Source organism: Actinocorallia sp. API 0066 (genome assembly GCF_020991275.1).
In the GTDB taxonomy this organism is placed as follows: domain Bacteria; phylum Actinomycetota; class Actinomycetes; order Streptosporangiales; family Streptosporangiaceae; genus Actinocorallia.
Window position 1 is genome coordinate 477,480 of sequence record NZ_JAJLQY010000005.1, and the last position, 23,117, is coordinate 500,596.

19 protein-coding genes and 1 tRNA gene are annotated in these 23,117 nt (G+C 69.6%); 12 read left to right on the forward strand and 8 right to left on the reverse strand.

Going from position 1 to position 23,117, the window contains the following annotated elements:
- Positions 1-294 precede the first annotated feature (294 nt).
- The 4 genes from modB to LO762_RS15810 all read left to right on the forward strand — a co-directional run bounded on the left by modB (position 295) and on the right by LO762_RS15810 (position 6,991).
- Positions 295-1,050, forward strand: coding sequence for a molybdate ABC transporter permease subunit (gene modB, locus LO762_RS15795; RefSeq protein ID WP_230615771.1), 756 nt, complete (start codon positions 295-297; stop codon positions 1,048-1,050).
- The gene (locus LO762_RS15800; RefSeq protein ID WP_230615773.1) at positions 1,038-2,081 is read left to right on the forward strand and encodes an ABC transporter ATP-binding protein; all 1,044 of its coding nucleotides are present in this window, start codon (positions 1,038-1,040) and stop codon (positions 2,079-2,081) included. Before modB ends, LO762_RS15800 begins: the two co-directional genes overlap by 13 nt.
- A 96-nt stretch (positions 2,082-2,177) precedes the next feature.
- Positions 2,178-6,146, forward strand: a complete 3,969-nt coding sequence (locus tag LO762_RS15805; RefSeq protein ID WP_230615775.1) for a bifunctional nitrate reductase/sulfite reductase flavoprotein subunit alpha — start codon at positions 2,178-2,180, stop codon at positions 6,144-6,146.
- Between the two features lie 158 nt (positions 6,147-6,304).
- A complete protein-coding gene (locus tag LO762_RS15810; RefSeq protein ID WP_230615778.1) occupies positions 6,305-6,991 on the forward strand; it encodes a Crp/Fnr family transcriptional regulator in 687 nt (228 codons plus the stop codon).
- Between the two features lie 22 nt (positions 6,992-7,013).
- Here LO762_RS15810 and LO762_RS15815 read toward each other — a convergent pair whose 3' ends face one another.
- From LO762_RS15815 to LO762_RS15835, 5 genes are read right to left on the reverse strand one after another with little or no spacing between them, the layout of a single operon-like run.
- Positions 7,014-7,907: an MBL fold metallo-hydrolase gene (locus LO762_RS15815; RefSeq protein ID WP_230615780.1), complete on the reverse strand. Its 894-nt coding sequence runs from the start codon at positions 7,905-7,907 to the stop codon at positions 7,014-7,016.
- Positions 7,907-8,734: an NUDIX domain-containing protein gene (locus LO762_RS15820; protein WP_230615782.1), complete on the reverse strand. Its 828-nt coding sequence runs from the start codon at positions 8,732-8,734 to the stop codon at positions 7,907-7,909. Before LO762_RS15820 ends, LO762_RS15815 begins: the two co-directional genes overlap by 1 nt.
- Positions 8,735-8,774: 40 nt before the next feature.
- The gene (locus LO762_RS15825) at positions 8,775-9,233 is read right to left on the reverse strand and encodes a RidA family protein (RefSeq protein WP_230615784.1); all 459 of its coding nucleotides are present in this window, start codon (positions 9,231-9,233) and stop codon (positions 8,775-8,777) included.
- The gene (locus LO762_RS15830) at positions 9,230-9,388 is read right to left on the reverse strand and encodes a DUF4177 domain-containing protein (protein WP_123669802.1); all 159 of its coding nucleotides are present in this window, start codon (positions 9,386-9,388) and stop codon (positions 9,230-9,232) included. The genes LO762_RS15825 and LO762_RS15830 overlap by 4 nt, the downstream gene beginning before the upstream one ends.
- A 16-nt stretch (positions 9,389-9,404) precedes the next feature.
- Entirely contained in the window at positions 9,405-10,301 is an 897-nt protein-coding gene (locus LO762_RS15835; protein ID WP_230615786.1) for a slipin family protein, read from the reverse strand.
- 139 nt (positions 10,302-10,440) lie between these two features.
- Between LO762_RS15835 and LO762_RS15840 the strand changes: the two genes are divergently transcribed.
- Positions 10,441-11,427 (forward strand): ArsA-related P-loop ATPase, encoded by a 987-nt coding sequence (locus LO762_RS15840; protein WP_230615788.1) that lies wholly within the window; start codon positions 10,441-10,443, stop codon positions 11,425-11,427.
- Entirely contained in the window at positions 11,424-12,548 is a 1,125-nt protein-coding gene (locus LO762_RS15845) for an ArsA family ATPase (RefSeq protein ID WP_230615790.1), read from the forward strand. The genes LO762_RS15840 and LO762_RS15845 overlap by 4 nt, the downstream gene beginning before the upstream one ends.
- A gap of 108 nt (positions 12,549-12,656) precedes the next feature.
- On the opposite strand, the gene LO762_RS15850 is transcribed toward LO762_RS15845, so the two are convergent.
- Entirely contained in the window at positions 12,657-12,965 is a 309-nt protein-coding gene (locus tag LO762_RS15850) for a WhiB family transcriptional regulator (RefSeq protein WP_123669798.1), read from the reverse strand.
- A 277-nt stretch (positions 12,966-13,242) separates the two neighbouring features.
- Between LO762_RS15850 and LO762_RS15855 the strand changes: the two genes are divergently transcribed.
- Together LO762_RS15855 and LO762_RS15860 are read left to right on the forward strand one after the other, a co-directional pair.
- On the forward strand, positions 13,243-15,438 hold the full coding sequence (locus LO762_RS15855; protein WP_230615792.1) for a transglycosylase domain-containing protein: 2,196 nt from the start codon (positions 13,243-13,245) through the stop codon (positions 15,436-15,438).
- Between the two features lie 54 nt (positions 15,439-15,492).
- Complete coding sequence (locus LO762_RS15860) at positions 15,493-17,796, forward strand: transglycosylase domain-containing protein (protein WP_230615794.1); 2,304 nt, start codon at positions 15,493-15,495, stop codon at positions 17,794-17,796.
- A 54-nt stretch (positions 17,797-17,850) separates the two neighbouring features.
- On the opposite strand, the gene LO762_RS15865 is transcribed toward LO762_RS15860, so the two are convergent.
- The gene (locus tag LO762_RS15865; RefSeq protein ID WP_230615796.1) at positions 17,851-18,297 is read right to left on the reverse strand and encodes a GatB/YqeY domain-containing protein; all 447 of its coding nucleotides are present in this window, start codon (positions 18,295-18,297) and stop codon (positions 17,851-17,853) included.
- Positions 18,298-18,375: 78 nt separating this feature from the next.
- Between LO762_RS15865 and LO762_RS15870 the strand changes: the two genes are divergently transcribed.
- The 4 genes from LO762_RS15870 (at position 18,376) to LO762_RS15885 (ending at position 22,035) form a co-directional block, all read left to right on the forward strand.
- Positions 18,376-19,275 carry a metallophosphoesterase gene (locus LO762_RS15870; RefSeq protein ID WP_230615798.1) on the forward strand — a complete coding sequence of 300 codons (900 nt, stop codon included), beginning with the start codon at positions 18,376-18,378 and terminating at the stop codon, positions 19,273-19,275.
- Between the two features lie 128 nt (positions 19,276-19,403).
- Positions 19,404-19,477: transfer RNA gene (locus LO762_RS15875), tRNA-Pro, on the forward strand.
- A 760-nt stretch (positions 19,478-20,237) separates the two neighbouring features.
- Positions 20,238-20,756 carry a hypothetical protein gene (locus LO762_RS15880; protein ID WP_230615800.1) on the forward strand — a complete coding sequence of 173 codons (519 nt, stop codon included), beginning with the start codon at positions 20,238-20,240 and terminating at the stop codon, positions 20,754-20,756.
- Positions 20,757-21,090: 334 nt separating this feature from the next.
- On the forward strand, positions 21,091-22,035 hold the full coding sequence (locus LO762_RS15885; RefSeq protein ID WP_230615802.1) for a recombinase family protein: 945 nt from the start codon (positions 21,091-21,093) through the stop codon (positions 22,033-22,035).
- Positions 22,036-22,381: 346 nt separating this feature from the next.
- Here LO762_RS15885 and LO762_RS15890 read toward each other — a convergent pair whose 3' ends face one another.
- The gene (locus LO762_RS15890) at positions 22,382-22,876 is read right to left on the reverse strand and encodes a hypothetical protein (protein WP_230615804.1); all 495 of its coding nucleotides are present in this window, start codon (positions 22,874-22,876) and stop codon (positions 22,382-22,384) included.
- Between the last annotated feature and the right edge of the window lie 241 nt (positions 22,877-23,117).

Here is a 23,117-nt window from a genome sequence, read left to right on the forward strand (position 1 = left end):
AGGCCGACCGGGCGGGACGCTTCGTAAGCGAACCGCCCGGTGGCGTCGATAGGCCGAGAGCCCGAAGGCGTTCCCAGACGGACCGCCCGGGGATGCCCGTGGGCCGACAGCCCCGACGCGTTCGTAACTGGACGACCCGGAGACGCCTATAGGCGATCGACGGGAAGTCAGCGGGTTGCCGGGGGCGTCGTCGGCTGACGGGGTCCCCGGCTCGGGCGGTCTTGGCGGTCTTGGCAGGCTTGTGAGGAAGGGACGGGAGGTGGGGGTGTGAGGGCGGGGCGTGGGGCGCCGTGGATGTTGGCGGTTCCGGCGGCGGTGGGGTTGGCGTTTCTTGTGCTGCCGCTGGTGGGGCTGCTGGTGCGGGCGCCGTGGCGGACGCTGCCGCAGCGGCTGGCGGAACCGGCGGTGTTGGAGGCGCTGCGGCTGTCACTGGTCAGCGCGACCCTCGCCACCGCCGTCTGCCTTGTGCTCGGGGTGCCGCTCGCGTGGGTGCTGGCGCGGACGCGCTTTCGCGGGCGGCGCCTCGTCCGGTCGCTGGTGACGGTGCCGATGGTGCTGCCGCCCGTCGTCGGTGGTGTGGCGCTGCTGCTGGTGTTGGGCCGCAACGGGCTCGTTGGCAGGCACCTGGACGCCGCGTTCGGCATCACGCTGCCGTTCACGACGGCCGCCGTCGTCATCGCCGAGGCTTTTGTGGCGCTTCCGTTCCTCGTGATCACCGTCGAGGGGGCGTTGCGGGCCGCCGATCCGCGGTTCGAGGAGGCGGCGGCGACGCTCGGCGCGTCCCGCTGGACGGTGTTCCGCCGGGTCACGCTGCCGCTGATCGCGCCGGGTGTGCTGGCGGGCGGGGTGCTGTGCTGGTCGCGCGCGCTCGGCGAGTTCGGCGCGACGATCACGTTCGCCGGGAACTTCCCCGGCGAGACCCAGACGATGCCGCTCGCCGTCTATCTGGCGCTGGAGACGGACCCGGAGGCGGCGATCGTGCTGAGCCTCGTGCTCCTCGCGGTCTCCGTGGCGATCCTGACGGCGCTGCGCGACAGGTGGATCCCGTGAGCGGCCTCAGCGCCCGGCTCGACGTGCGGCGCGGCGCGTTCCGGCTCGACCTCGCCCTGGACGTCGCGGGCGGCGAGGTGGTCGCGCTGCTCGGCCCCAACGGCGCAGGCAAGACGACGGCCCTGCGCGCGCTGGCCGGGCTCGTCCCTCTTGACGGCGGGGGGATCACCCTCCAGGGACGGCCCCTCGACAAGGTGCCGGTGGAGAAGCGGCCTGTCGGGATGGTCTTCCAGGACTACCTCCTGTTCCCTCACCTGAGCGTCCTGGAGAACGTCGCCTTCGGCCCTCGTAGCAGGGGCGTCAAAGCGGCCCAGGCAAGGAAGCGCGCCCAGGAGTTGATCGCCCGCGTCGGCCTCACCGGGTACGAGAAGGCCAAACCGGGCGAACTGTCCGGTGGCCAGGCCCAGCGGGTGGCGCTCGCCCGCGCGCTCGCCGTGGAACCGGCCCTGCTGCTCCTGGACGAGCCGCTGGCCGCCCTGGACGCGCACACCCGGCTGGAGATCCGCGCGGGCCTGCGCGGCCATCTGGCGGCCTTCGGGGGCGTCGCGGTGCTGGTCACCCATGACGCGCTGGACGCGATGGTCCTCGCCGACAGGCTGATCGTCATCGAGGACGGCAGGATCGTCCAGGAGGGGACGCCCACGGAGATCGCCCACCGCCCCCGGACGGACTACGTGGCCCGGCTCGTCGGCCTCAACCTCCACCGGGGCACGGCCGACGGCGTTCTCGTGGACGTCGAAGGCACCCGACTCTCCGTCGCCGAGCCCCTCCACGGCCCTGTGTTCGTCGCCTTCGCCCCGAGCGCCGTCGCCCTGTACCGGGAACGCCCCGACGGCAGCCCGAGGAACCTGTGGAAGGCGACGGTCGAAGGGGTGGAGCGGCATGGGACGTCCGTCCGGGTCCATCTGACGGGACCGTTCGCCGCCGCCGCCGACATCACCCCCGCCGCCGTCGCCGATCTGGCCCTGCGGCCGGGGAGCACGGTCTGGGCAGCGGTGAAGGCGACCGAGACGCACGCTTACCCTGCGTGACCTCACAGTGCGTTCCTGTGCGGTGTGTGAGGGACGTAACGCGTCGTTACCGGCCAATGTGACATTCCGGTAACGAGCACTTCATACCGTTTTCGGGTGAGTCCTACCAGTGTGAAGACGGTCTGCGCGTACTGCGGCGTCGGATGCGGCATGGTCCTGGAGATCACGGGCGGCAAGGTCGTCCGCGCCTCCGGGGACAAGACGCACCCCGCCAACTTCGGCCGCCTGTGCACCAAGGGGGCGACGACGGCCGACATGCTCGCCGCCCCGGGCAGGCTCACCACCGCCCTGCGGCACACCGACGGTGGTCCACAGGCGATGGACGCGGACGCGGCGATCTCCGAGACGGCCCGCCGCCTACGCGCCCTCCTGGACGAGCACGGGCCCGACGCCCTGGCCTTCTACGTCTCCGGGCAGATGTCCCTGGAGGCGCAGTACCTGGCCACCAAGCTCGCCAAGGGGTTCGTCGGCACCAACCAGATCGAGTCGAACTCGCGGCTGTGCATGGCGAGCGCGGGCACGGGCTACAAGCTCTCGCTCGGCGCGGACGGCCCGCCCGGCTCCTACACCGACTTCGAGCACGCCGACCTGTTCCTGGTGATCGGCTCGAACATGGCCGACTGCCACCCGATCCTCTATCTGCGGATGATGGAGCGGGTGAAGGCGGGCGCGAAGCTCATCGTGGTGGACCCCCGGCGCACCGCGACGGCCGCCAAGGCCGACCTCTACCTCCAGATCAAACCGGGCGCCGACCTGGCGCTGCTCAACGGCCTGCTGCACCTGATCGTCGAGGCGGGCGGTGTGGACGAGGAGTTCGTCGCCGCCTACACCCAGGGCTGGGACGGCATGCCGGAGTTCCTCGCCGACTACGACCCGGCCACCGTGGCGCGCCTCACCGGCCTCGCCGAGGGCGACATCCGGGACGCGGCCAAGCTGATCCTGGACGCGCCGCGCTGGATGTCGTGCTGGACGATGGGGCTCAACCAGTCGACGCACGGCACCTGGAACACCAACGCGCTGGTGAACCTGCACCTGGCGACGGGCACGATCCTCAAGCCCGGCTGCGGCCCGTTCTCGCTCACCGGCCAGCCCAACGCGATGGGCGGCCGCGAGATGGGCTACATGGGCCCCGGCCTGCCCGGCCAGCGTGTGGTGCTCGCCGAGGCCGACCGGCGTTTCGCCGAGGAGGTGTGGGGGCTGCCCGAGGGGTCGGTCAGCCCCGTGGTCGGCAAGGGCACCGTCGAGATGTTCGAGCGCATGGCCGAGGGCGCGATCAAGGCGTGCTGGATCATCTGCACCAACCCCGTCGCGTCGGTGGCCAACCGCAGGACCGTCATCGCGGGCCTTGAGGCCGCCGAGTTCGTCGTCGCGCAGGACGCGTTCGCCGAGACCGAGACCAACGCCTACGCCGACCTCGTGCTGCCCGCCGCCCTGTGGACCGAGGGCGAGGGCGTGATGATCAACTCCGAGCGGAACCTGACCCTGACGGGCAAGGCGCTCGACCCGCCAGGACAGGCCCTGCCGGACTGGGAGATCATCGCCCGTGTCGCCTGCGAGATGGGCTTCGCCGACGCGTTCACCTACGCCAGCGCCGAGGAGGTGTTCGAGGAGCTCAAACGCTTCCACAACCCCGTCACCGGCTGGGACCTGCGCGGCGTCACCTACAACAGGCTGCGCGCGACGTCGGTGCAGTGGCCCGCCGCCGACCCCGACGGCGACGACCGCAACCCGATCCGCTATCTCTCCACCGGAACCCCCCTCTTCCCCACGCCGAGCGGCAAGGCCGTGTTCTACCCACGGCCCCACGCCGACCCGGCCGAACTGCCCGACGACGACTACCCGTTCACGCTCAACACCGGCCGCGTCCAGCACCAGTGGCACACGCTCACCAAGACCGGCAAGGTCGCCAAGCTGAACAAGCTCAACCCCGGCCCGTTCGTCGAGATCCACCCCGACGACGCCGCCTCCCTCGGGATCGCCGAGGGCGACGAGGTGGAGGTGGCCTCCCGGCGCGGCCGCGCGGTGCTGCCCGCCGTGGTGACCGACCGGGTGCTGCCCGGCTGCGGCTTCGCCCCCTTCCACTGGAACGACCTGTTCGGCGAGTACCGCAGCGTCAACGCCGTCACCAGCGACGCGGTGGACCCGCTCTCCTTCCAGCCCGAGTTCAAGGTGTGCGCCGTCGCCCTCACCCGGGTGGCCGCGCCCGCGCCCGCCGCCGCGCCGGCGCCGACCGCCGCCGCGCACACCGTGCTCGAACCGTCTCCCACCGTAGGTGCCGCCTCCGACATTTTCGGGGCCCCGCTGCCGCCGCCCCCGGTGCTCGCCGAGTCGGGCCGCCGCTACCTCAGCGGTTTCCTCGCCGCGCTGAAGGTCACCCCGCCCGCGCCCGGCGAGGTCCCCGTGCTGCCCGCCGGCGCCCCGCTGGCCCCGGACGACGCGATGTGGATCAACGGCATGCTGGCGGGCCTCTACAGCCGTGGGGACACCGCGCCCCCGGCGGCGCCCGCCAGGACCGTCATGGTCCTGTGGGCCTCGCAGACGGGCAACGCGGAGGAGTTCGCCGCCGCCGTCGCCGCCCGGCTCGCCGCGAAGGGCCTCACCGCGCCGCTGGTCAACATGGACGAGACGACGCCGGAAGCGCTGCGCGCCGTCTCCGAGATCCTCGTCGTCACCAGCACGTTCGGCGACGGCGACGCCCCCGACAACGGCACCGGCTTCTGGTCCTCGCTCTCCGCGCCCGAGGCGCCGCGCCTGGACGGCGTCCGCTACTCCGTCCTTGCTTTCGGCGACTCCAGCTACGACGACTTCTGCGGCCACGGACGCCGGATGGACGACCGGCTCGGCGAGCTGGGCGGCGTCCGGCTCGCGCCCCGCGTGGACTGTGAGCCCGACTACGAGCCCGCCGCCACGAGGTGGCTGGAGGAGGTCGTCAGGGCCCTGTCGGGGGATCTCCCCCCGCCGGAGGCCCCCAAGCCCGCCGTCAGCACGGCCCCCAAGAAGAACGCCCCTGTGACGTCGTTCCTCAAGGGCAACGTCCTCCTCAGCCTCCCAGGCGCGGAGAAGGAGGTCAGGGAGTTCACCTTCGACATCTCAGGCACCGATCTCGCCTACGAGGCGGGCGACGCCCTGACGGTCCGTCCGTCCAACTGCCCCGACCTGGTCGAGGAGTGGCGCAAGGCGACAGGCCTCCCTGACGACGCCGACATCGCCGGGCGCGACCTCACGAAGATCACTCCGGCCCTGCTGCGCTTCCTGTGCGACCGCACGGGAGACAGGCTCCTCAAGAAGCTGCTCCGCCCCGGCAACGAGAACGAGCTCGCCCAGTGGTCCTGGGGCCGCCAGGCCGTGGACGTCATCGCCGAGTTCCCGGTGGACGCCGCCCAGGACGAGTGGCTCTCGATCCTCCGCCCACTCACCCCACGTAGCTACTCGATCTCCTCTAGCCCCTCAGCCCACCCCGGGGAGATCCGTCTGACGGTCTCGGTGGTCCGGTTCGAGAACCCGCAGGGCAGGTTCCGTAAGGGCGTCGCCTCGACGTTCCTCGCGGACAGCCCGTTGGGCACCGAGGTGCCTGTGAGCGTCCAGCGCTCGGCGCACTTCAAACCTCCGGCCGACCCGAACGCCCCGATGATCATGGTCGGGCCCGGCACCGGCGTCGCCCCGTTCCTGGGCTTCCTGGACGAGCGGCGGGCCAGGGGCGCGTCGGGTAGGAACTGGCTCTTCTTCGGCGAGCAGAGGCGGGCCACCGACTTCTACTACCGGGACGACCTCCTGGCCATGCACGGCGACGGGTTCCTCACCCGTCTCGACCTCGCCTTCTCCCGGGACCAGCGGGCGAAGGTGTACGTCCAGGACAGGATGCGCGAGCACGGGGCGAAGCTGTGGGCCTGGCTTGAGGAGGGGGCCCACTTCTACGTCTGCGGAGACGCCCGCCGGATGGCCAAGGACGTGGACGTGACGCTGCGCAAGATCGCCGTCCTGCACGGTGGCCTCACCGACGAGGCGGCCGACCGCTATGTCAAGAAACTCGCCAGTGACAAAAGGTACGTACGTGACGTGTATTGAAGTTACCTGAGAGTAAGCTGTTGCCCGGGACACCGGCGTCACGTTCGTCTGGTGGATCGGTAAAGTCAGGACTCGGACGCGCCAAGACCCCACGTTCACCCGCTCGGTGCGAGGTGCGTCACACTGGGCATACAAGTGCGTGTTCGGGAGGAGAAGGCGTGTCGGACCGCGACATCGAAGTACTCAGCAAAGCCCCGCTCTTCCAGGCGCTGGACGACGCGGGCGCCAAGGCGCTGCGCGCCCACGTCAGCGAGGTGCGCCTGGCCCGCGGCCAGAGCCTGTTCCACGAAGGGGACACCGGCGACCGCCTCTACGTGGTGCTCGACGGCAAGATCAAGCTCACCCGGATGGCCCCCGACGGCCGGGAGAACCTGCTCAGCGTGCTGGGCCCCGGCGAGATGTTCGGCGAGCTGTCCCTGTTCGACCCCCGGCCCCGGACGGCCGGCGCGATCGCCGTCACCGAGTGCCGCCTGGCCGGCCTCGGCCACGACGAGCTGCGCCCGTTCCTGACCGCCCACCCGGAGGTCGGGATCTCGCTGCTCCAGGCCCTGTCGGAGCGGCTGCGCCGGACCAACGAGGTGATGGCCGACCTGGTCTTCACCGACGTCCCCGGGCGGGTCGCCAAGGCCCTGCTGGACCTGGCCGAGCGGTTCGGCCAACCCACGGACGGCGGCCTGCACGTCCACCACGACCTCACCCAGGAGGAGCTGGCCCAGCTGGTCGGCGCCTCGCGGGAGACCGTCAACAAGGCGCTCGCCGACTTCGCGGCGCGCGGCTGGCTGCGGATCGAGGCGCGCGCGGTGGTCATCCTGGACATCGAGCGGCTGCGCAAGCGCTCCAAGTGACCGTCCGGCCGCGCCCCCCGGGTCAGCGGCCGGACGCGAGATAGTCCATCTGAGCCTGCACGGACCACTCCGCGGCGGGCCAGAGCTTCCTGTCCACGTCCGCGTAGACGCTCTCCACGACCTCTCGGGCGGTGGACGCGCCGGCCTCCAGCGCGGCGCGCACCTGCTCCAGGCGCGCCCTGCGGTGGCCGAGGTAGGTGTCGAGCGCCTTGACGGGCTCGGCGAGGATCGGCCCGTGCCCCGGCAGGATCCTGTCGATCCCGTTCTCGGCGGCGTGGTCCCGCATCCGTTCCAGCGACTCCAGGTAGTCGCCGAGGTCGGAGACGATCGTCGTGCCGTAGCCCAGCACGGTGTCCCCGGTGAGCACGGAGCCGTCCGCGGGGAGCCAGAACGACAGTGAGTCCCCGGTGTGGCCCGGCGTGCCCCACACGCGCAGCTCAAGGCCGTCCAGGGCTATCACGTCGCCCTCGGCCAGCCCCTCGCCGCCGTGCCGGTGCCGGGGGTCGAGGGCCCGCACGGGCGCCCCACTCATCCGGGCGAACCGCTTGGCGCCGGCCGCGTGGTCGTGGTGGCCGTGCGTCAGCAGGATCTGCCCGACCTCCATGCCCCGCGCGCGGACGGCCGCCAGGACCGCCCGCAGGTGCCGCCCGTCGTTCGGCCCGGGGTCGACGACGACGGCCCGGCGCGCCCCCGGTTCGGCGACGATCCAGGTGTTGGTGCCGGTGAGCGTCATCGGCGAGGGGTTGACGGCGAGGACGGGCACCGCCCGTTCCGTCGCGCCGATGGACACGTCGGGCAGGCCGCGCGCGGCGAGGCGGCCGAAGACGCCGCCGCGCGATCCGAGCAGGGCCAGCCCCGCCTTCGGTTCGGCGAGGAACCGCCGTACCGTTGCCAGCTCACTCCGGGAAATCCCCATTACGCCCCATAGTGGTGCGAAGCCTCATCTGGAAGGACAAGATACGGAACCCCGTCGATGATCTTCGCGGCGGGCTCGTGCACCGTGAACGTGTGCTCGGCGGCCAGCACGTCGGCGACGGTCGGATGCGCTGTCAGGCTCTGCAGCATCGCGATCGTCGGCGGCAGCATGAAGATCTCGCCCCGGACGGCGCGCTCCAACGCGTCGGCGGGGCGCACCCATTCCACGGTGTCCGCCTCGGTGGACACGTCGCGCGCGCGCTGGCCCTCGGGCAGGGCGGCGACGAAGAAGCGGGTGTCGTACCTACGCTTCTCGATCACCGGCGTGATCCAGTGCCCCCAGGGGCGCAGCAGGTCAGCCCGCAGGACGAGGCCGTTGGCGTCCAGGAAGCCCGCGAGGGAGTGGCTGCGGTCCAGCAGCGCGAGCCGGTCGGGCTCGAACGGCCCGGTGTCCTCGACGATCTTCTCCGGCGACGGCCCGGCGAGCAGGACGTGCGCCTCCTCGAACGTCTCCCTGACGGCGGCGCAGACCAGGGCGCGGGCCGTGCCCTCGGCGGCGCCGAACGCGGCGCCCCAGGCGGCGAAGTCGGTGCCGGGCTGGTCGTACTCGGCGTCGCGGGCGTCCACACCGCCGCCGGGGAACACGTAGGCGCCCGGCGCGAACGCCATCGAGGAGACCCGCCTGAGCAGGAACACCTCAAGGCCGTCGGCCCGGTCCCGAAGCAGCAGCACGGTGGCCGCGTGCTTCGGGACCGGCGGCTGCGTGCGCCCGGCCTCCAGGTCCCGGATGCGCTCCAGGAACTCAGGCGGAAGTTCAAGTCCGTTCATGCCGGACAATCTGTGCGCACCGCAACCGATAAGTCAAGGGTTACCTGACTTCGGCCACGAGCTCCAGCTCGACCGGCGCGTCCAGCGGCAGCACCGCGACGCCGACCGCGCTGCGCGCGTGCCGCCCGGCCTCGCCGAACAGCTTCCCGAGCAGCTCGGAGGCCCCGTTGACGACCGCGGGCTGCCCGGTGAAGTCCGGCGCGCTCGCCACGTAGCCGACGACCTTGACGATGCGCACGACGTCGTCGAGGCTCACCTGCGAGGCCAGCGCCGCGACCGCGTTCAGCGCGCACGCCGCCGCCAGCTCGGCGGCCCGCTCCGGCGTCACCTCGGCGCCCACCTTGCCGGTGGCGGGCAGCTCGCCCTTGACGAACGGGAGCTGCCCGGAGGTGTAGACGTAGGAGCCCGTCCGTAGCGCCGGGACGTAAGCCGCCAGGGGCTTGGCCACCTCGGGCAGCTCAAGCCCCAGCTCGGCGAGGCGCTGGGCGACCGCGCTCACGGCAGGGGCCGCTTGAAGTAGGCGACGAGGGTGTCGCCGCCCTGCGGTCCCGGGATCACCTGGACGAGCTCCCAGCCGTCGGCGCCCCAGTTGTCCAGAATCTGCTTCGTCGCGTGGATCAGCAGAGGTGCTGTCGCGTACTCCCACTTGGTCATGGACCAAGCGTAGAGGTCACCCCCGCTTGTCCGGGCGGGCCACCGGTTCCACGGCGGGCGCCGTGGGCACGTCGGGCAGATCCTGCATGGTCGCCTCCAGCGCGGGCGGCTCCTCGACGGGGGCGGCGGCCGTGACGGGCTCGTCCTGGTCCGGCGTCATCTTGTCGAAGAAGCGGAGCAGCTCCACCGGCAGCGGCATGATCAGCGTGCTGTTCTTCTCCGCCGCCACGTCGGTGACGGTCTGGAGCAGGCGCAGCTGGAGCGAGGCGGGGTCCTTGGACAGCTCGTGCGCCGCCGCGGCGAGCCGCTTGGACGCCTGGTACTCGCCGTCCGCGGTGATGATCCGGGCGCGGCGCTCACGCTCGGCCTCGGCCTGGCGGGCCATCGAGCGCTTCATGCCCTCGGGCAGCGACACGTCCTTGATCTCGACACGCTCGATCCGGACGCCCCACGGGCCCTCGGTCATCTCCTCGATGATCGCCCGGAGCGCGGTGTTGATCTTGTCCCGCTCGGAGAGCAGCTCCTGCATCTCGGCCTTGCCGATCACCGACCGCAGCGACGTCTGGGCGACCTGCGAGACGGCGTACACGTAGTTCTGGACGTTGACGATCGCCTTGCCCGGGTCGATCACCCGGAAGTAGACGACGGCGTTCACCTGGACCGTCACGTTGTCGGACGTGATGCCGTCCTGGCTGGGCACGCCCATGGCGATCGTCTGCATGTTGACCTTCTGCAGCCGGTCGACCAGCGGGATGATCAGCGTCAGGCCGGGGCCGCGGACGCTGTTGGCGAGCAGCCGACCGAACCGGAACACGATGCCCAGCTCGTACTGCTGGACGACCCTGACTCCGGTGGCCGCCGCGACGAGAAGGAAAAAGAGGAGGATCCCGAAGACGATGATGAGTGCGGACATCGTGCACCTCCCGGTGTTTGGGTGCATATCAGACGGGACCGAGGCCCGTCGCGTTCCAGCCTAGATCCCGGATGCCGTGTCAGGGATTACTTACGGCCGGGCTGATGATCGTCGGGACCCTGACGATAACCTCAAAGACGTGAGCGTTGAAGACACCGATTGGGACGGCGTCCGGCTGCACATCGTCACCGGCAAGGGCGGCACCGGCAAGACCACGGTCGCCGCCGCACTCGCGCTCGCCCTCGCCTCGGGCGGGAAGCGGGTGCTGCTCGTCGAGGTCGAGGGCAGGCAGGGCGTCGCCCAACTGTTCGACGTGCCTCCGCTGCCGTACGAGGAGCGCAAGGTCGCGGTGGCGCACGGCGGCGGCGAGGTGTTCGCCCTGGCCATCGACACCGAGGAGGCGCTCATCGAGTACCTGGAGATGTTCTACAACCTCCGGCGCGCGGGCAAGGCGCTCACCAAACTCGGCGTGATCGACTTCGTCACCACCATCGCGCCCGGCCTACGCGACGTCATCCTCACCGGCAAGGTGAGCGAGTCGGTACGACGCCGCCAGGGCAAGGACTTCAAATACGACGCCGTAGTGATGGACTCGCCCCCGACCGGCCGGATCACCAAGTTCCTCAACGTCTCCGACGAGGTGTCGAACCTGGCCAAGGTCGGCCCCGTGCGCAACCACGGCGACCTCGTCATGAGCGTCATCCGCTCCCCGCAGACCCGCGTCCACTTCGTCACGCTCCTTGAGGAGATGCCCGTCCAGGAGACCCTCGACGGCATCCGCGACCTGGAGGCGTCCGGGATCGGCGTCGGCGGCGTCATCGTCAACATGGAACGTCCCGCGGTCCTGCCGCCCGAGGCGCTGGACGCGGCGGGCAAGGGCGAGCTGGACGTCGACGAGATAGCGCGCAGCCTTAAGGCGTCCGGCTTGGAGCAGCACGCCTCCGAGTTCGCCGAAGCCCTCGTGGCGGAAGCCGCCGAACACTCCCGTAGGACGCGCCTGGAGCAGCGCGAGAAGGCGCGGATCACCCACCGGCCGCGCTACGACCTGCCGTTCCTGCCCGACGGCATGGACCTCGCCGGCCTGTACGACCTCGCCCGAGCCCTGCGCGACCAAGGAGCGGCGTGAAGAACCTCGACATCGACGCGCTCATCGACGACCGGCGCACCCGCATCATCGTGTGCTGCGGCGCGGGCGGCGTCGGCAAGACGACGACGGCGGCGTCCCTGGGCGTCCGGGCCGCCGAGCGCGGCCGTGACGTCGTCGTGCTCACCGTGGACCCGGCGCGCCGCCTCGCGCAGTCCCTGGGCCTCTCGGAGCTGGACAACAGCCCGCGCAAGATCGAGGGCGTCGGCGGCGAGGGCGAGCTGCACGCGATGATGCTCGACATGAAGCGCACCTTCGACGAGATCATCGAGGCGCACTCCGACCCCGACAGGGCCAAGCAGATCCTTGCGAACCCCTTCTACCAGTCGCTCTCCTCGTCGTTCTCCGGCACACAGGAGTACATGGCGATGGAGAAGCTCGGCCAGCTACACCGCTCGCAGGCGTGGGACCTCATCATCGTGGACACCCCGCCGTCCCGGAACGCGCTCGACTTCCTCGACGCGCCCGAGCGGATGGGCCGCTTCCTGGACGGCAGGTTCATCAGGCTGCTGCTCGCCCCGGCCAAGGCGGGCGGCCGGCTCGGCATGAAGGTGTTCACCGCGGGCTTCAGCCTGGTCACCGGCGCCATCACGAAGGTGCTGGGCGGGCAGCTTCTCAAGGACGTCTCGACGTTCGTCACGGCCTTCGACACCGTCTTCGGCGGGTTCAGGGAACGCGCGGAGAAGACGTACGAGCTGCTGAAGTCGCCGGGCACGGCGTTCCTCGTCGTCGCGGCGCCCGAACCGGACGCGCTGCGCGAGGCCACCTACTTCGTCGACAGGCTGAACTCCGAGCGGATGCCGCTGGCCGGGCTCGTGGTGAACCGGATGGCCGTGTCGTCGGCGCACGCGCTGTCGGCGGCGCGCAGCACCGCCGCGGCCGAGACGCTCGACGAGCGCGGCGACCACACGCTGGCCGCCTCGCTGCTGCGGCTGCACGCCGAGCGGATGCAGCTCGTCGGACGGCAGGAACGGCTGCGCGACCACTTCGCGTCGGCGAACCCGACGGTTCCGGTGACGACGGTTCCGGCCCAGGCCGAGGACGTGCACGACCTTGCCGGGCTCCGGGTCATCGGCGCGGCGCTGGCCACATCCGGCCATTAGCTCCAGCCGACATTTAAGACATCACGGACCCGGGTACTTCAGAAAGTACCCGGGTCCGTATTGATGGGCCCGAGAGCCGACCGCGGTCGACCCTCGGGCGTGATGTCGTCAGCTCGCGACGAGCTCGTCCGAATCGTCGGAGGTGCGCTCGTATTCTTCCTTGGCCGTCTCAAGCAGCTCGCGCCACGACGTGACGCCCGGTTTGCGCCGCAGCAGCGCTCGCCGTTCGCGCTCGGTCATCCCACCCCACACGCCGAACTCGATCTTGTTGTCCAACGCGTCGGCCAGGCACTCGGTCCGTACGGGGCAGCCCCGACAGATGAGCTTGGCCCGGTTCTGAGCCGCGCCCTGAACGAACAGGGCGTCCGGGTCCGCGTTACGGCAGGCGGCACGGGCGGTCCAATCCGTGATCCACATCTTGGCCCCACTCCCCTAGGGTCTTGTGTAGTTGTGCGCTCCTTGGCCTAGACGGGCGCGGACGTCAGGCCGCCAAACAAAAGCCGTGGGGAGAAACTTACGGAAGCTAGGGGCGATTCAACAGCCCCCAGAGGGCCCATTCTCGATATAGCCCACTGGGGCCATGAGGCGCCTGGTGACTAGTCACTGCTACAGTGCTCGGTTCGCCTGACGACGCCGTGGGACGCCCGGCTGCGGACGCCGAGTAGCGCGGTCCTCCTTGGGTACCTTGATCGACATGCTCGAATCGGGGGATCGGGGTGAGGGCGTGCCGCGCACGCTCGGCAGGCTGGTGGCGGCGAGCGCGACGGCGGGCGGGCTCGTGGCGCTGCTGCTGGCGCCGGTCGCGGGGGCGGCGGGGCTCGGCGCGCGCAAGGCCGCCGACGACTTCAGGAACATGAACGTCGAGCGGATCACCCGCTACCCGTCGGAGAAGTCGGTCGTGTACGCCTCCGACGGCCGCCCGATCGCCACGTTCTTCGACGAGTTCCGCGACCCCGTGCGGCTCGACCAGGTGTCGCCCGTCATGCGCCAGGCCATCATCGCCATCGAGGACTCCCGCTTCTACGAGCACGGCGCCCTGGACGCCAAGGCTGTGCTGCGCGCGTTCACCCGCAACGCCGAGGCCGGACGCACCCGTGAGGGCGGCTCCACCCTCACCCAGCAGTACGCGAAGAACCTGCTGCTCGCCAACGCGCGCACCCAGAAGGAACGTCAGCAGGTCACCGCCCCTACGTTCATGCGCAAGCTCCGGGAGCTGCGGCACGCGCTGCAACTGGAGAAGACGATGTCCAAGGACGCGATCCTTGAGGGCTACCTCAACATCGCGTACTTCGGCGCGGGTGCTTACGGCGTGCAGGCGGCGGCGCAGAGGTACTTCAGCAAGCAGGCGTCCGCCTTGACGCTGCCGGAGGCCGCCCTCCTCGCGGGCCTCACAAAGAACCCCTTCGCTTACGACCCCCTGTTGCATCCGAAAGCCGCGCGGGAGAGGCGCGACGTCGTCCTTGCGCGAATGGCGGAGCTGGGCGTCATCACCCGTCAGGAGGAGAAGCGGCAGGTCGCGCAGGGCATCCGGCTGCACCCGACGAAGCCAAGGGGCGGCTGCGCCACGAGCGACGTGCCCTTCTACTGCCTGTACGTGCGCGCCGAGATGGTCCGCGTGCTCGCGCAGGGCAAGCCGGAGCTCTTCAAGGAGGCGGAGGAGAAGCTCCAGCGCGGCGGCTACACCATCCGCACGAGCTTCGACCCGCACGCGCAGCACGCCGTCCAGGAGGCGGTGGACGCGCGCTCGTCGGCCTCCTCGGCCAAGGTGGCCGCCCAGGCCGTCGTGGAGGTGGGGACGGGACGGCTGAAGTCGCTCGTCACGTCCAAGCGCTTCGGCACCGGCGAGGGACGCACCACGCTCAGCCTCGCCGCCGACGCGGCGCACGGCGGCGGGGTCGGCGTCTCCGCCGGATCCACCTTCAAGATCTTCACGCTGCTCGCCGCGCTCGACGCCGGCATGCCCGTCCGGACAGCCTTCCCCTCGCCCGGGTCGATGACCCTCCGCGGCTTCAAGACATGTAAGGGAAGAGAGCTGCCCGCCTGGACGGTGCGCAACTCGCACGAAAGCCAGTCGGGCCGCTTCACCATGCGCACCGGCACCTGGGGCTCGGTCAACACCTACTTCGCGCAGCTCCAGCGGGCCGTCGGGCTGTGCAAGTCGGTGAAGATGGCGCAGCGGTTCGGCATCACCCGAGGCGACGGCACACCCCTGCAGGAGGTGCCTCCGCAGGTGCTCGGCAGCAACGAGATCGACATGGTGCACCTCTCGGCCGCCTACGCGGGCATCGCCAACCACGGCGTCTACTGCCCGCCCGTCTCGGTGCTGGAGGCCACCGGACCCAACGGCAGGCCCGTGCGGCTCGACCTGCCTGAGCGGCGCTGCCGCAAGGTCGTCTCCCCCTGGGTGGCCGACACCACCCACCACATCATGCGGGGCGTCCTCGGCCCGCGCGGGACGGCGAACGGCATCGAGAAGCCGTCCAAGGACGCCGCAGGCAAGACGGGCACCTGTGAGAACTTCTCCTGCGCCGTCTTCGCCGGGACTTCGGGGAACCTGTCTTCGGCCGTCGCCTACTGGGATTACCGAGGTGGCTTCCGTTACCCCGTCACGGGCGTCTACGGGGCGGGCATCCCGGCGGAGATCTGGTCGGCGAGTCTGAAGGCGGCGCACCGCGCGCACCGTCCACTCGTCACCCTTCCGGACACCCGGGGCATGGCGTTGGGCGCCGCTGTCTCTACGCTCGACCGTGCCGGGTTCAAGACGGCGGTGTCACGCGGACCCGTCCGCTCCCATCTGCCGAAGGGGACCGTCGTGTACACGTCGCCGTCGTCGCAGATCGCGCGGGGTGGCACGGTCACGCTCTTCCTCAGCAACGGTGGCGCCAGATGAGCTGAAAGCCCCTTATGGGACGGCATGGTCGATCGTTCCGGGTACCGTAGCCCCGTGCTGTCCTCTGCCAAGAACCGGGAATCGACCGCCCTGAAGCTGCTCAAGCTGCTCGCGGCGAGCGTGGCCGCAGGGGTGCTCGTCGCCCTGGTCGTGCTCCCCGGCGTCGGTGGCAGCGCGATCACAGCACGGGACGCCGCTGACGGGTTCATGGACATGGACGTGGCGGAGATCACCCGCACGCCCGCCGAGAAGACCGTCGTGTACGACGCCAAGGGCAAGGTCCTCGCCACGTTCTTCGACGAGTACCGCGAGAACGTCCCGCTCGAACAGGTCGCCGACGTCGTCAAGAAGGCCATCGTCGCGATCGAGGACGCCCGCTTCTACGAGCACGGCGCGCTCGACCTCAAGGGCACGATCCGGGCCCTCACCCGCAACGCCACCAACGGCGGCACCGTCGAGGGCGGCTCCACCCTCACCCAGCAGCTCGCCAAGAACATGCTGGTCAACAACACGGACACCGAAGAGGGCTACAAGGAAGCCACCGAGGCGACCATCAACCGCAAACTCCGCGAACTGCGCCTCGCGCTCCAACTGGAGCAGACGATGACAAAGGACGAGATCCTCCGGGACTACCTGAACATCGCGTACTTCGGCGCGGGCGCCTACGGTATCCAGGCGGCCTCGAAGCGGTACTTCAACATCCCGGCCTCCAAGCTCAGCCTCGCCCAGGCCGCGACGCTCGCCGGCATCACCAAGAACCCGTTCGCGCTCGACCCCACCCTGCATCCCGAGGCCGCGCTGGAGCGCCGCGACACCGTCCTGGCCCGGATGCAGGACCTCGGCCACATCACGCCCGAGGAGGCCGCTCAGGCCCGCAAGCAGCCGCTCAAGCTCAAGGAGTTCCACCCCAAGGGCGGCTGCGAGGCCAGCCAGTCGCCGTACTTCTGCTCCTACGTCTACTACGAGATGATCAACATCTTCATGGGCGACGCCAAGCCCAAGGACGACAAGGAAAAGCAGGAGCTCAAGGAAGCGGCCCGCAAGAAACTCCTGCGTGGCGGCTACAAGATCTACACGACGCTCGACCCGAAGGTGCAGAAGGCGGCCGACCAGGCCGTCAGGTACGCGACCGAGCCGACCGGCTGGCGCGTCAACGTCGAAGCCGTCGTCCAGCCCGGCACAGGCAAGGTCCTCGCCATCGCCAACAGCAAGAAGTACGGCTCGGACAAGGGCGAGACCACCATCAACCTCGCCGCCGACGAAGCGCACGGAGGCAGCGTCTACGGCGTCGACGCCGGATCGACGTTCAAGGTCTTCACCCTCATGGAGGCACTGGACCAGGGCCTGCCCATCCGGACGGCCTTCTCCTCACCCGCCAAGACCACCATCCACGGCTTCCAGGACTGCGCCTACGCCTACCCGCCCGCCGTCAACGGGCGCCTCGGCGGCGGCTCGTGGACCGTAGGCAACGCCAGCGACTCCGAAGCCGGCTCGTTCAACATGAAGACCGGCACCTGGCACTCGGTGAACACCTACTACGCCGCGCTGGAGAAGGAGGTCGGCGTCTGCGAGGCCACCGAGATGGCCACCAAGTTCGGCATGGTCCGCACCAACGGGCAGCCGATCCAGCCGATCCCGTCACAGGTCCTCGGCGTCAACCCCATCGACATGGTGCATCTGGCCGCCGCCTACGCGGGCATCGCGGCGCGCGGCAAGTACTGCGCTCCCAACGTCGTCACCAACGCCGTCGGCCCCGACGGTAAGAAGATCGACATCCCTGCCCCCAAGTGCGAGCAGGTCATCGACCAGCAGGTCGCCGACGCCACCACGATGATCCTCCAGGGCGTCATCTCCCAGGGCACCGCGCGCGGCCTCGCCATCGGACGTCCCGCGGCAGCCAAGACCGGCACCTGCGAGAACTACTCCTGCGCGGTGTTCGCCGGATACACCCCGAACCTCGCCGCGGCCACCGCCTACTGGGACTTCAGGGGCGGCCACGCCCACCCCGTCACCGGGATCTACGGGGCGACGATCCCCGGTCCCGTCTGGCAGCGCACCATGACGGCGGCGCTCGCCGGGGAGCCCGTCCTGTCCTTCAAGGCGCCCGTCCGCGACTTCGGCGACGTCAAGGAGGTGCCCGTCCCCGACGTCAAGGGCAAGCCCGTCGAGGAGGCACAGGCGATCCTGCGGGAGGCCGGGTTCAACGTGCGGGTCTCGCCGCGGCCCGTCAGATCGGGCGAGCGGCGCGGGACCGTCGCGCGGGTCAGCCCGTCCAAGGCCGAACCCGGAACCACCGTGACGATCTACGTCAGCGGCGGGCGGCGCGGCGGCGGTGGCGACGGCGACGAGCACGACTGAGACACGGCGAAGGCCCCCTTTCGGGGGCCTTTGTGGTTCAGTGGTTCGTCGGCTTCAGGCGAGCTGGCGGCGGACCTCGGCGGCCACCTTGCCGCCGTCGGCGCGGCCCACGACCTTCGGGTTCACGATCTTCATGACCGCGCCGATGCCCCGCGGGCCCGCCGCGCCGGACTCGGCGATCGCGTCCTTGACCAGCGCCGCGATCTCGTCGTCGGACAGCGGCTTCGGCAGGTACTCCTCCAGGACGGCGCCTTCCTCGCGCTCCGCGCGGGCCTGCTCCTCCCGGCCGCCCTGCGCGAACGCCTCCGCGGCCTCCCTGCGCTTCTTGGCCTCACGCGCGAGCACCTTGACGACCTCGTCGTCGCTCAGCGTCCGTACCGCCTTGCCCGCCTTCTCCTCGTTCGTCACCGCGGCGAGCGCCATCCGCAGCGTGCGCTTGCGCACCTCGTCATGGGCCTTCAGCGCGCTGGTGAGGTCGGCCTCCAGCTTTTCCTTGAGCATCCCCCCATCATGCCCTGCCCCCTTGCGCGGATCACTCCGTTTATCCCGGCATCCGTCGTCGTCTGGCAGCATTGACGGATGCGGAAGCTTCTCGCGGCCCCCCTGGGCCTCCTCGGCGCCGGCGCGGCGACCCTCGCCTATGCCTCGGTCATCGAGCGCAACTGGTTCAAGCTGCGGCGCTACGAGGTGCCCGTCCTGAAGCCCGGCACACACCCCGTCAAGGTGCTGCACGTGTCCGACGCGCACCTGACGCCCGGCCGCACCCGCATGATCCGCTGGGTCCGCGCCCTGGACGCGCTGGAGCCCGACCTCGTCGTCAACACCGGCGACTCGATCTCCCACCCGGACGCCGTCGGACCGTTCCTGGAACTCCTCGGCCCCCTGCTGGAGCGTCCCGGCGTGTTCGTCTACGGCTCGAACGACATGTTCGCCCCGACGTTCAAGAACCCGGCGCGCTATCTGTGGCGCACCTCTCAGCAGGACTACTCCAAGCGCGGCGGCACCCCCAACCTCCCCTACAAGGAGCTGGGCGCCGCCTTGAAGGCGTCCGGGTGGCTCGACCTGAACAACCACATCGGCCGCTTGAAGATCGCCGACCTCGACATCGAGTTCGCCGGCATCAACGACTCCCACATCAACCTGGACCGCTACGACGCGATCGAAGGCCCCGTCGACCCCCGCGCCGACCTAACGATCGGCGTCATGCACAGCCCCGAGCCCCGCAACCTGGACCGCTTCGCCGCCGACGGCTACCGCCTCCTCCTGGCCGGCCACACCCACGGCGGCCAAGTCTGCGTCCCCTTCTACGGCGCCCTGGCCACCAACTGCGGCATCGACCGCCCCCGAGTAAAGGGCCTACACCGCTGGTCCTCCTCCTGGCTCCACGTCTCCGCCGGCCTGGGCACCTCCCCCACCGCCCCCTACCGCCTCTGCTGCCCCCCCGAAGCCACCCTCCTAACCCTAACCCCACCCCCCTAACCCCCTCCCCCTTTCCCCCGCCAGGCAAGGGCCGCCAGGCCCAACGCCTCCCCAGGTTTTCCGGTTCCCGCCCACCCCTCCCCATCCTGTAGACTCTCCGAGGCGCAACAAACCAGCGGTTTGTGCACCGGGGTGTAGCGCAGCTTGGCAGCGCGCTTCGTTCGGGACGAAGAGGCCGTGGGTTCAAATCCCGCCACCCCGACCCAGGTCAGACCCCCTTTCGGGGTCTGGCAACAAGGAGGGGAACCCCTTCCTGTGGGAATTCTGTGGGACGATCTTCGGATCGTCCCACTTCTCGTTTCCGCCGCCGTGCCGCAAGCAGGGCATCGAGCACCGGCACCGCTGACGACGGGGACATCTCCAGCCGGGCGTCAAGGGCCATCTCCCACTCCTCGGTGAGATCGTCCATGAGGCGCGCCCGCATCCTCGGAGTCGCGCGGAAGTACCGCCCCTCGACGCCCCAGCACGCTTCCGCTCGTCCCTGCGAGTTCCGGCCGCGCACCGGGAGCACCGGCCACGGCCGGGCAGACACCGGCACCGGCCGCGCAGGCGTCATCCCGCTCAAGGGGCTCTTCCCGAAACCTCACCGGCACCGCCCCAGGGATCGGAGACTGAGACTCGTGATGAGATTCCGCCGCCGCAAGATCGCTCTGCGCCAGCGCCCCTGTCCGCTCCACCCGCGCAAGGCCCGCTACCGGACGCAGGCCGCAGCGGTGGCCACTCTCTCAGTGCTCCAGCACCCGGGCAGCATGGCCCGGCGCCGGGGCACACCCCCACGACGGGAGTACCGCTGCCCCGCGTGCTCGTGGTGGCACCTCACCAGCAGGGAGCAGTGGAAAGAGTAGGTGCCGACGCCCGGTCGAACACACACGGCGCGAACGCGCATTACAGAACTTCGAGCATCCCCGCTTTCGGACCCGCGCCGTAAAAACGCGCGCCAAGGCGTCCCTTGCCTGCGCCCGGTGGAAGGCCGCGGGCGGCCGACGACTTTCGTTCTGGAATTCTGGCGGGGTCTGTTCGCCGAACAGGTCGAACTCGTCCAGCCGCTGCTGGGCAGCGCGAATGGGCTGGCCCAGGCGGTGGCGGAGGTTCGCAAACCGCTTGCGTTCTGGCTCGACGTGACGGGCGACGTGCTGGATTGGTCCGGTGTCGAGGATGCGGTGTTCATCGATCTGCGGACAGCCACACCAGCGGCGTCCGTCTGCCCCGGTCACTCCACCAAGACCGCCCATCCCATCACGGTGGTGATGCCCGGCGTCCGCGAAAGCTCTCGGAGCAGTTCGTGGACCGCCGGGCACCGCCGGACGGTCGGCGCCGTTGCCGGGGTGCGCCTCACCGGCCAACCCTCGCCCACGCGACCAACCCGGCCACGATCTTCGGATCGTCCTACTTCTCGTCTCCGCCGCTGTGCCCCAAACAGACACCAAACTCCGATGTTGCCGACAAAGTCCACGAACCCGCCCCGGCAACCGTCCGCGTGACCGCCCTGCTGCTGCGGGCCCCGTCGAACCTACTTCAGTTGAGGGAGAAGTTCAGCGCAGATCGCCGTTACGCACGAGCAGGTCGTAGACCAGCCTTCCGATGGCGATCAGCACTGCCCCGTACCTAGCGCAGAGCTCCGCTGCTCTCTTAGCGTTCGGACGTTCATCCATGGCCGTAGTCCTCTCGTGACGTGAACTCGATGATTCGAGTCTGCGGTGTCAGCGATCGGGTGAGGCACTAATTGACAGTTGATCCGGAAAACCGGTTCCCGAGGGCTAGAATTCTGCTGCGATTTGACGATAGTTGACAAGGAACGGCATGCCTCGGATTCCGATGCTGGGCGAGGACACTCTCCCCCCTGGTCCGCACCGCGACCTCGTGGTCGCTCTCCAGGAGATTCACGCTGCGGCCGGATGGCCCAGCACGCGGGCCATCAGTAAGGTCGACGCGGATGAGTTTCCGGCGACCCTGAGCCACGAACGGGTTCGTACGATCATCAGCGGTAAGACGCTTCCACGCTGGGAGACCCTTGAGACGCTGGTACGGGCGCTGGTCCATCTGACGGGTTCCGCGCCCCGAGCGGCTGCCATCGAAGTCCAGAGATTCATGTCTCTTTGGAAGGCCGCGTACGTAGGCGAGTACGGTGCGGTTGAGCAACTCGTGCACCCGAACCCCGCAGACGGCGTACATGGAGATGGCAAGCAGTGGGTCTCGAGTGACATCGCTCGGCTCATGGTCAACCCGATCTACGCGATCGAGATCGACCCGCAGTTGGCGTGGCCGCACGAACCGATCGTCTCGGAAGAGGAATGGATAGCCGTCAATCTCCGGATGATCGCGGAAGTCGGCCCCGAGTCCTTCCTCAGGACACTTCTCCACGTCCTCAAAGGAGGATGGGTCGCAGGTGCTGATGATGACGAAGACGGGGATGGGCACGCTGAAATCGATGCCGAAGCCCTCGATGCGACCGTCGCCGAACAGGTGCTGAGGCGGATCGGCGAAGAGCCGAACGTCCTGGGCCGCTCAGCTGCGGCGCTCGACCGCCTGGAGGTCCCTGCGGAGATCCTCGCCGAAGTCGAGGAGCTGGAGTCTGATGTCCTTGTGCTTCGGGAAGCATTGGCCTTGACACCGGACAACTGGGACGATGCCACGCCGCAAGCACAACGGCTCGTCTGCCTCTACCTGATAGATCACGTGATTGTAGGTCCCCCGGAAGCCGGAACAGATCAGGTCGAGATCATCTGGCGCATTGCCCCTACTGACACGGTCTCGGATTGATGCAGATCATCGGAGCTCTGGTGTTAGCGGGTTGAACCTGTCCTGTAACAGAAGTTATAGGCTCGGCTACTTGATCACTTCACGGATAATGTACTGGACTTCAGGGCATCTGGTGAGGCGGCGGGAGGCGACCGTTGGCCGACTTCAAGCCAGATCGATGTTCATCCGTGCGTTGCGAGCGAATGGTCCGGCCCTCGGCTACAACGGGCGTGCAAAAGCAGAGCAGGCCAGGTAGACGCTCGTTCAGGCCCTGTGAATGGTGCGTGGTTTTGGTACAGCCACGCCGAGGCAGCCGGGTCAGCCGGAAGAGCGATGCGGCTTGGGTATGGGGGTCTCGCGGTCTGGGTTAGCGGCGGGTGGGGAGGGGGTTGAGGGACGTTGCGGGGTGGGGGTGGGCGGTTAGGCGGGAGTTGAGGGTGTACATGACTACGGCGTGCCAGGTGGAGTCGGGGGCTCGGCGCCAGAGGGTGAGGAGGGCTTCTCGGGGGCCGGTGGGGGTGGTGACGGAACAGCGTTTGATTTTTGTGTAGTCGGTTTCGGTGGGGAGGCAGAGGGGGCAGGCGACGCGGTCTTCGCAGGAGCGGAGGGTGTCGATTTTGGCGACGTGGATTCGGGGGTCCTGGGCGCAGAGTTCGGTGAGGTGGGAGTCGGCTATCAGGACGTCGCAGTCGTGGCGGCAGTGGTAGAGGGAGTGCGGGCGGCCTCCGGGGAGGACCAGGGCCGAGCCGGACGGGGCACGCGGGATCGGCACCGTCGGGGGCGGCAGATGGGCGTCTTGCTGTTCGGCGGCGGCGTCGCGCGGCCGCTCCGGATCGAACCTGCGGGTGAAGCCTCTGACCATCGTCCTCACCTTCCCGGGCTGTGTTCGACGGGCCCGAGGGCGGGCGCTTGGCAACTCCCGACTTCGTCGGGAGCGCCCACCCCCGCGCCGTGTTCGACGGGCCCGAGGGCGACCCCGGGCCGGGGGCTCGCCCGGATCGGACTTCCATTGATCACACACGCTGACAACCAGCGTAAATGCCAGTTACCGCCCCGACAGTGCCGTTCCACCAGGAGAGATGACCGGATTGTGACATCGGCCC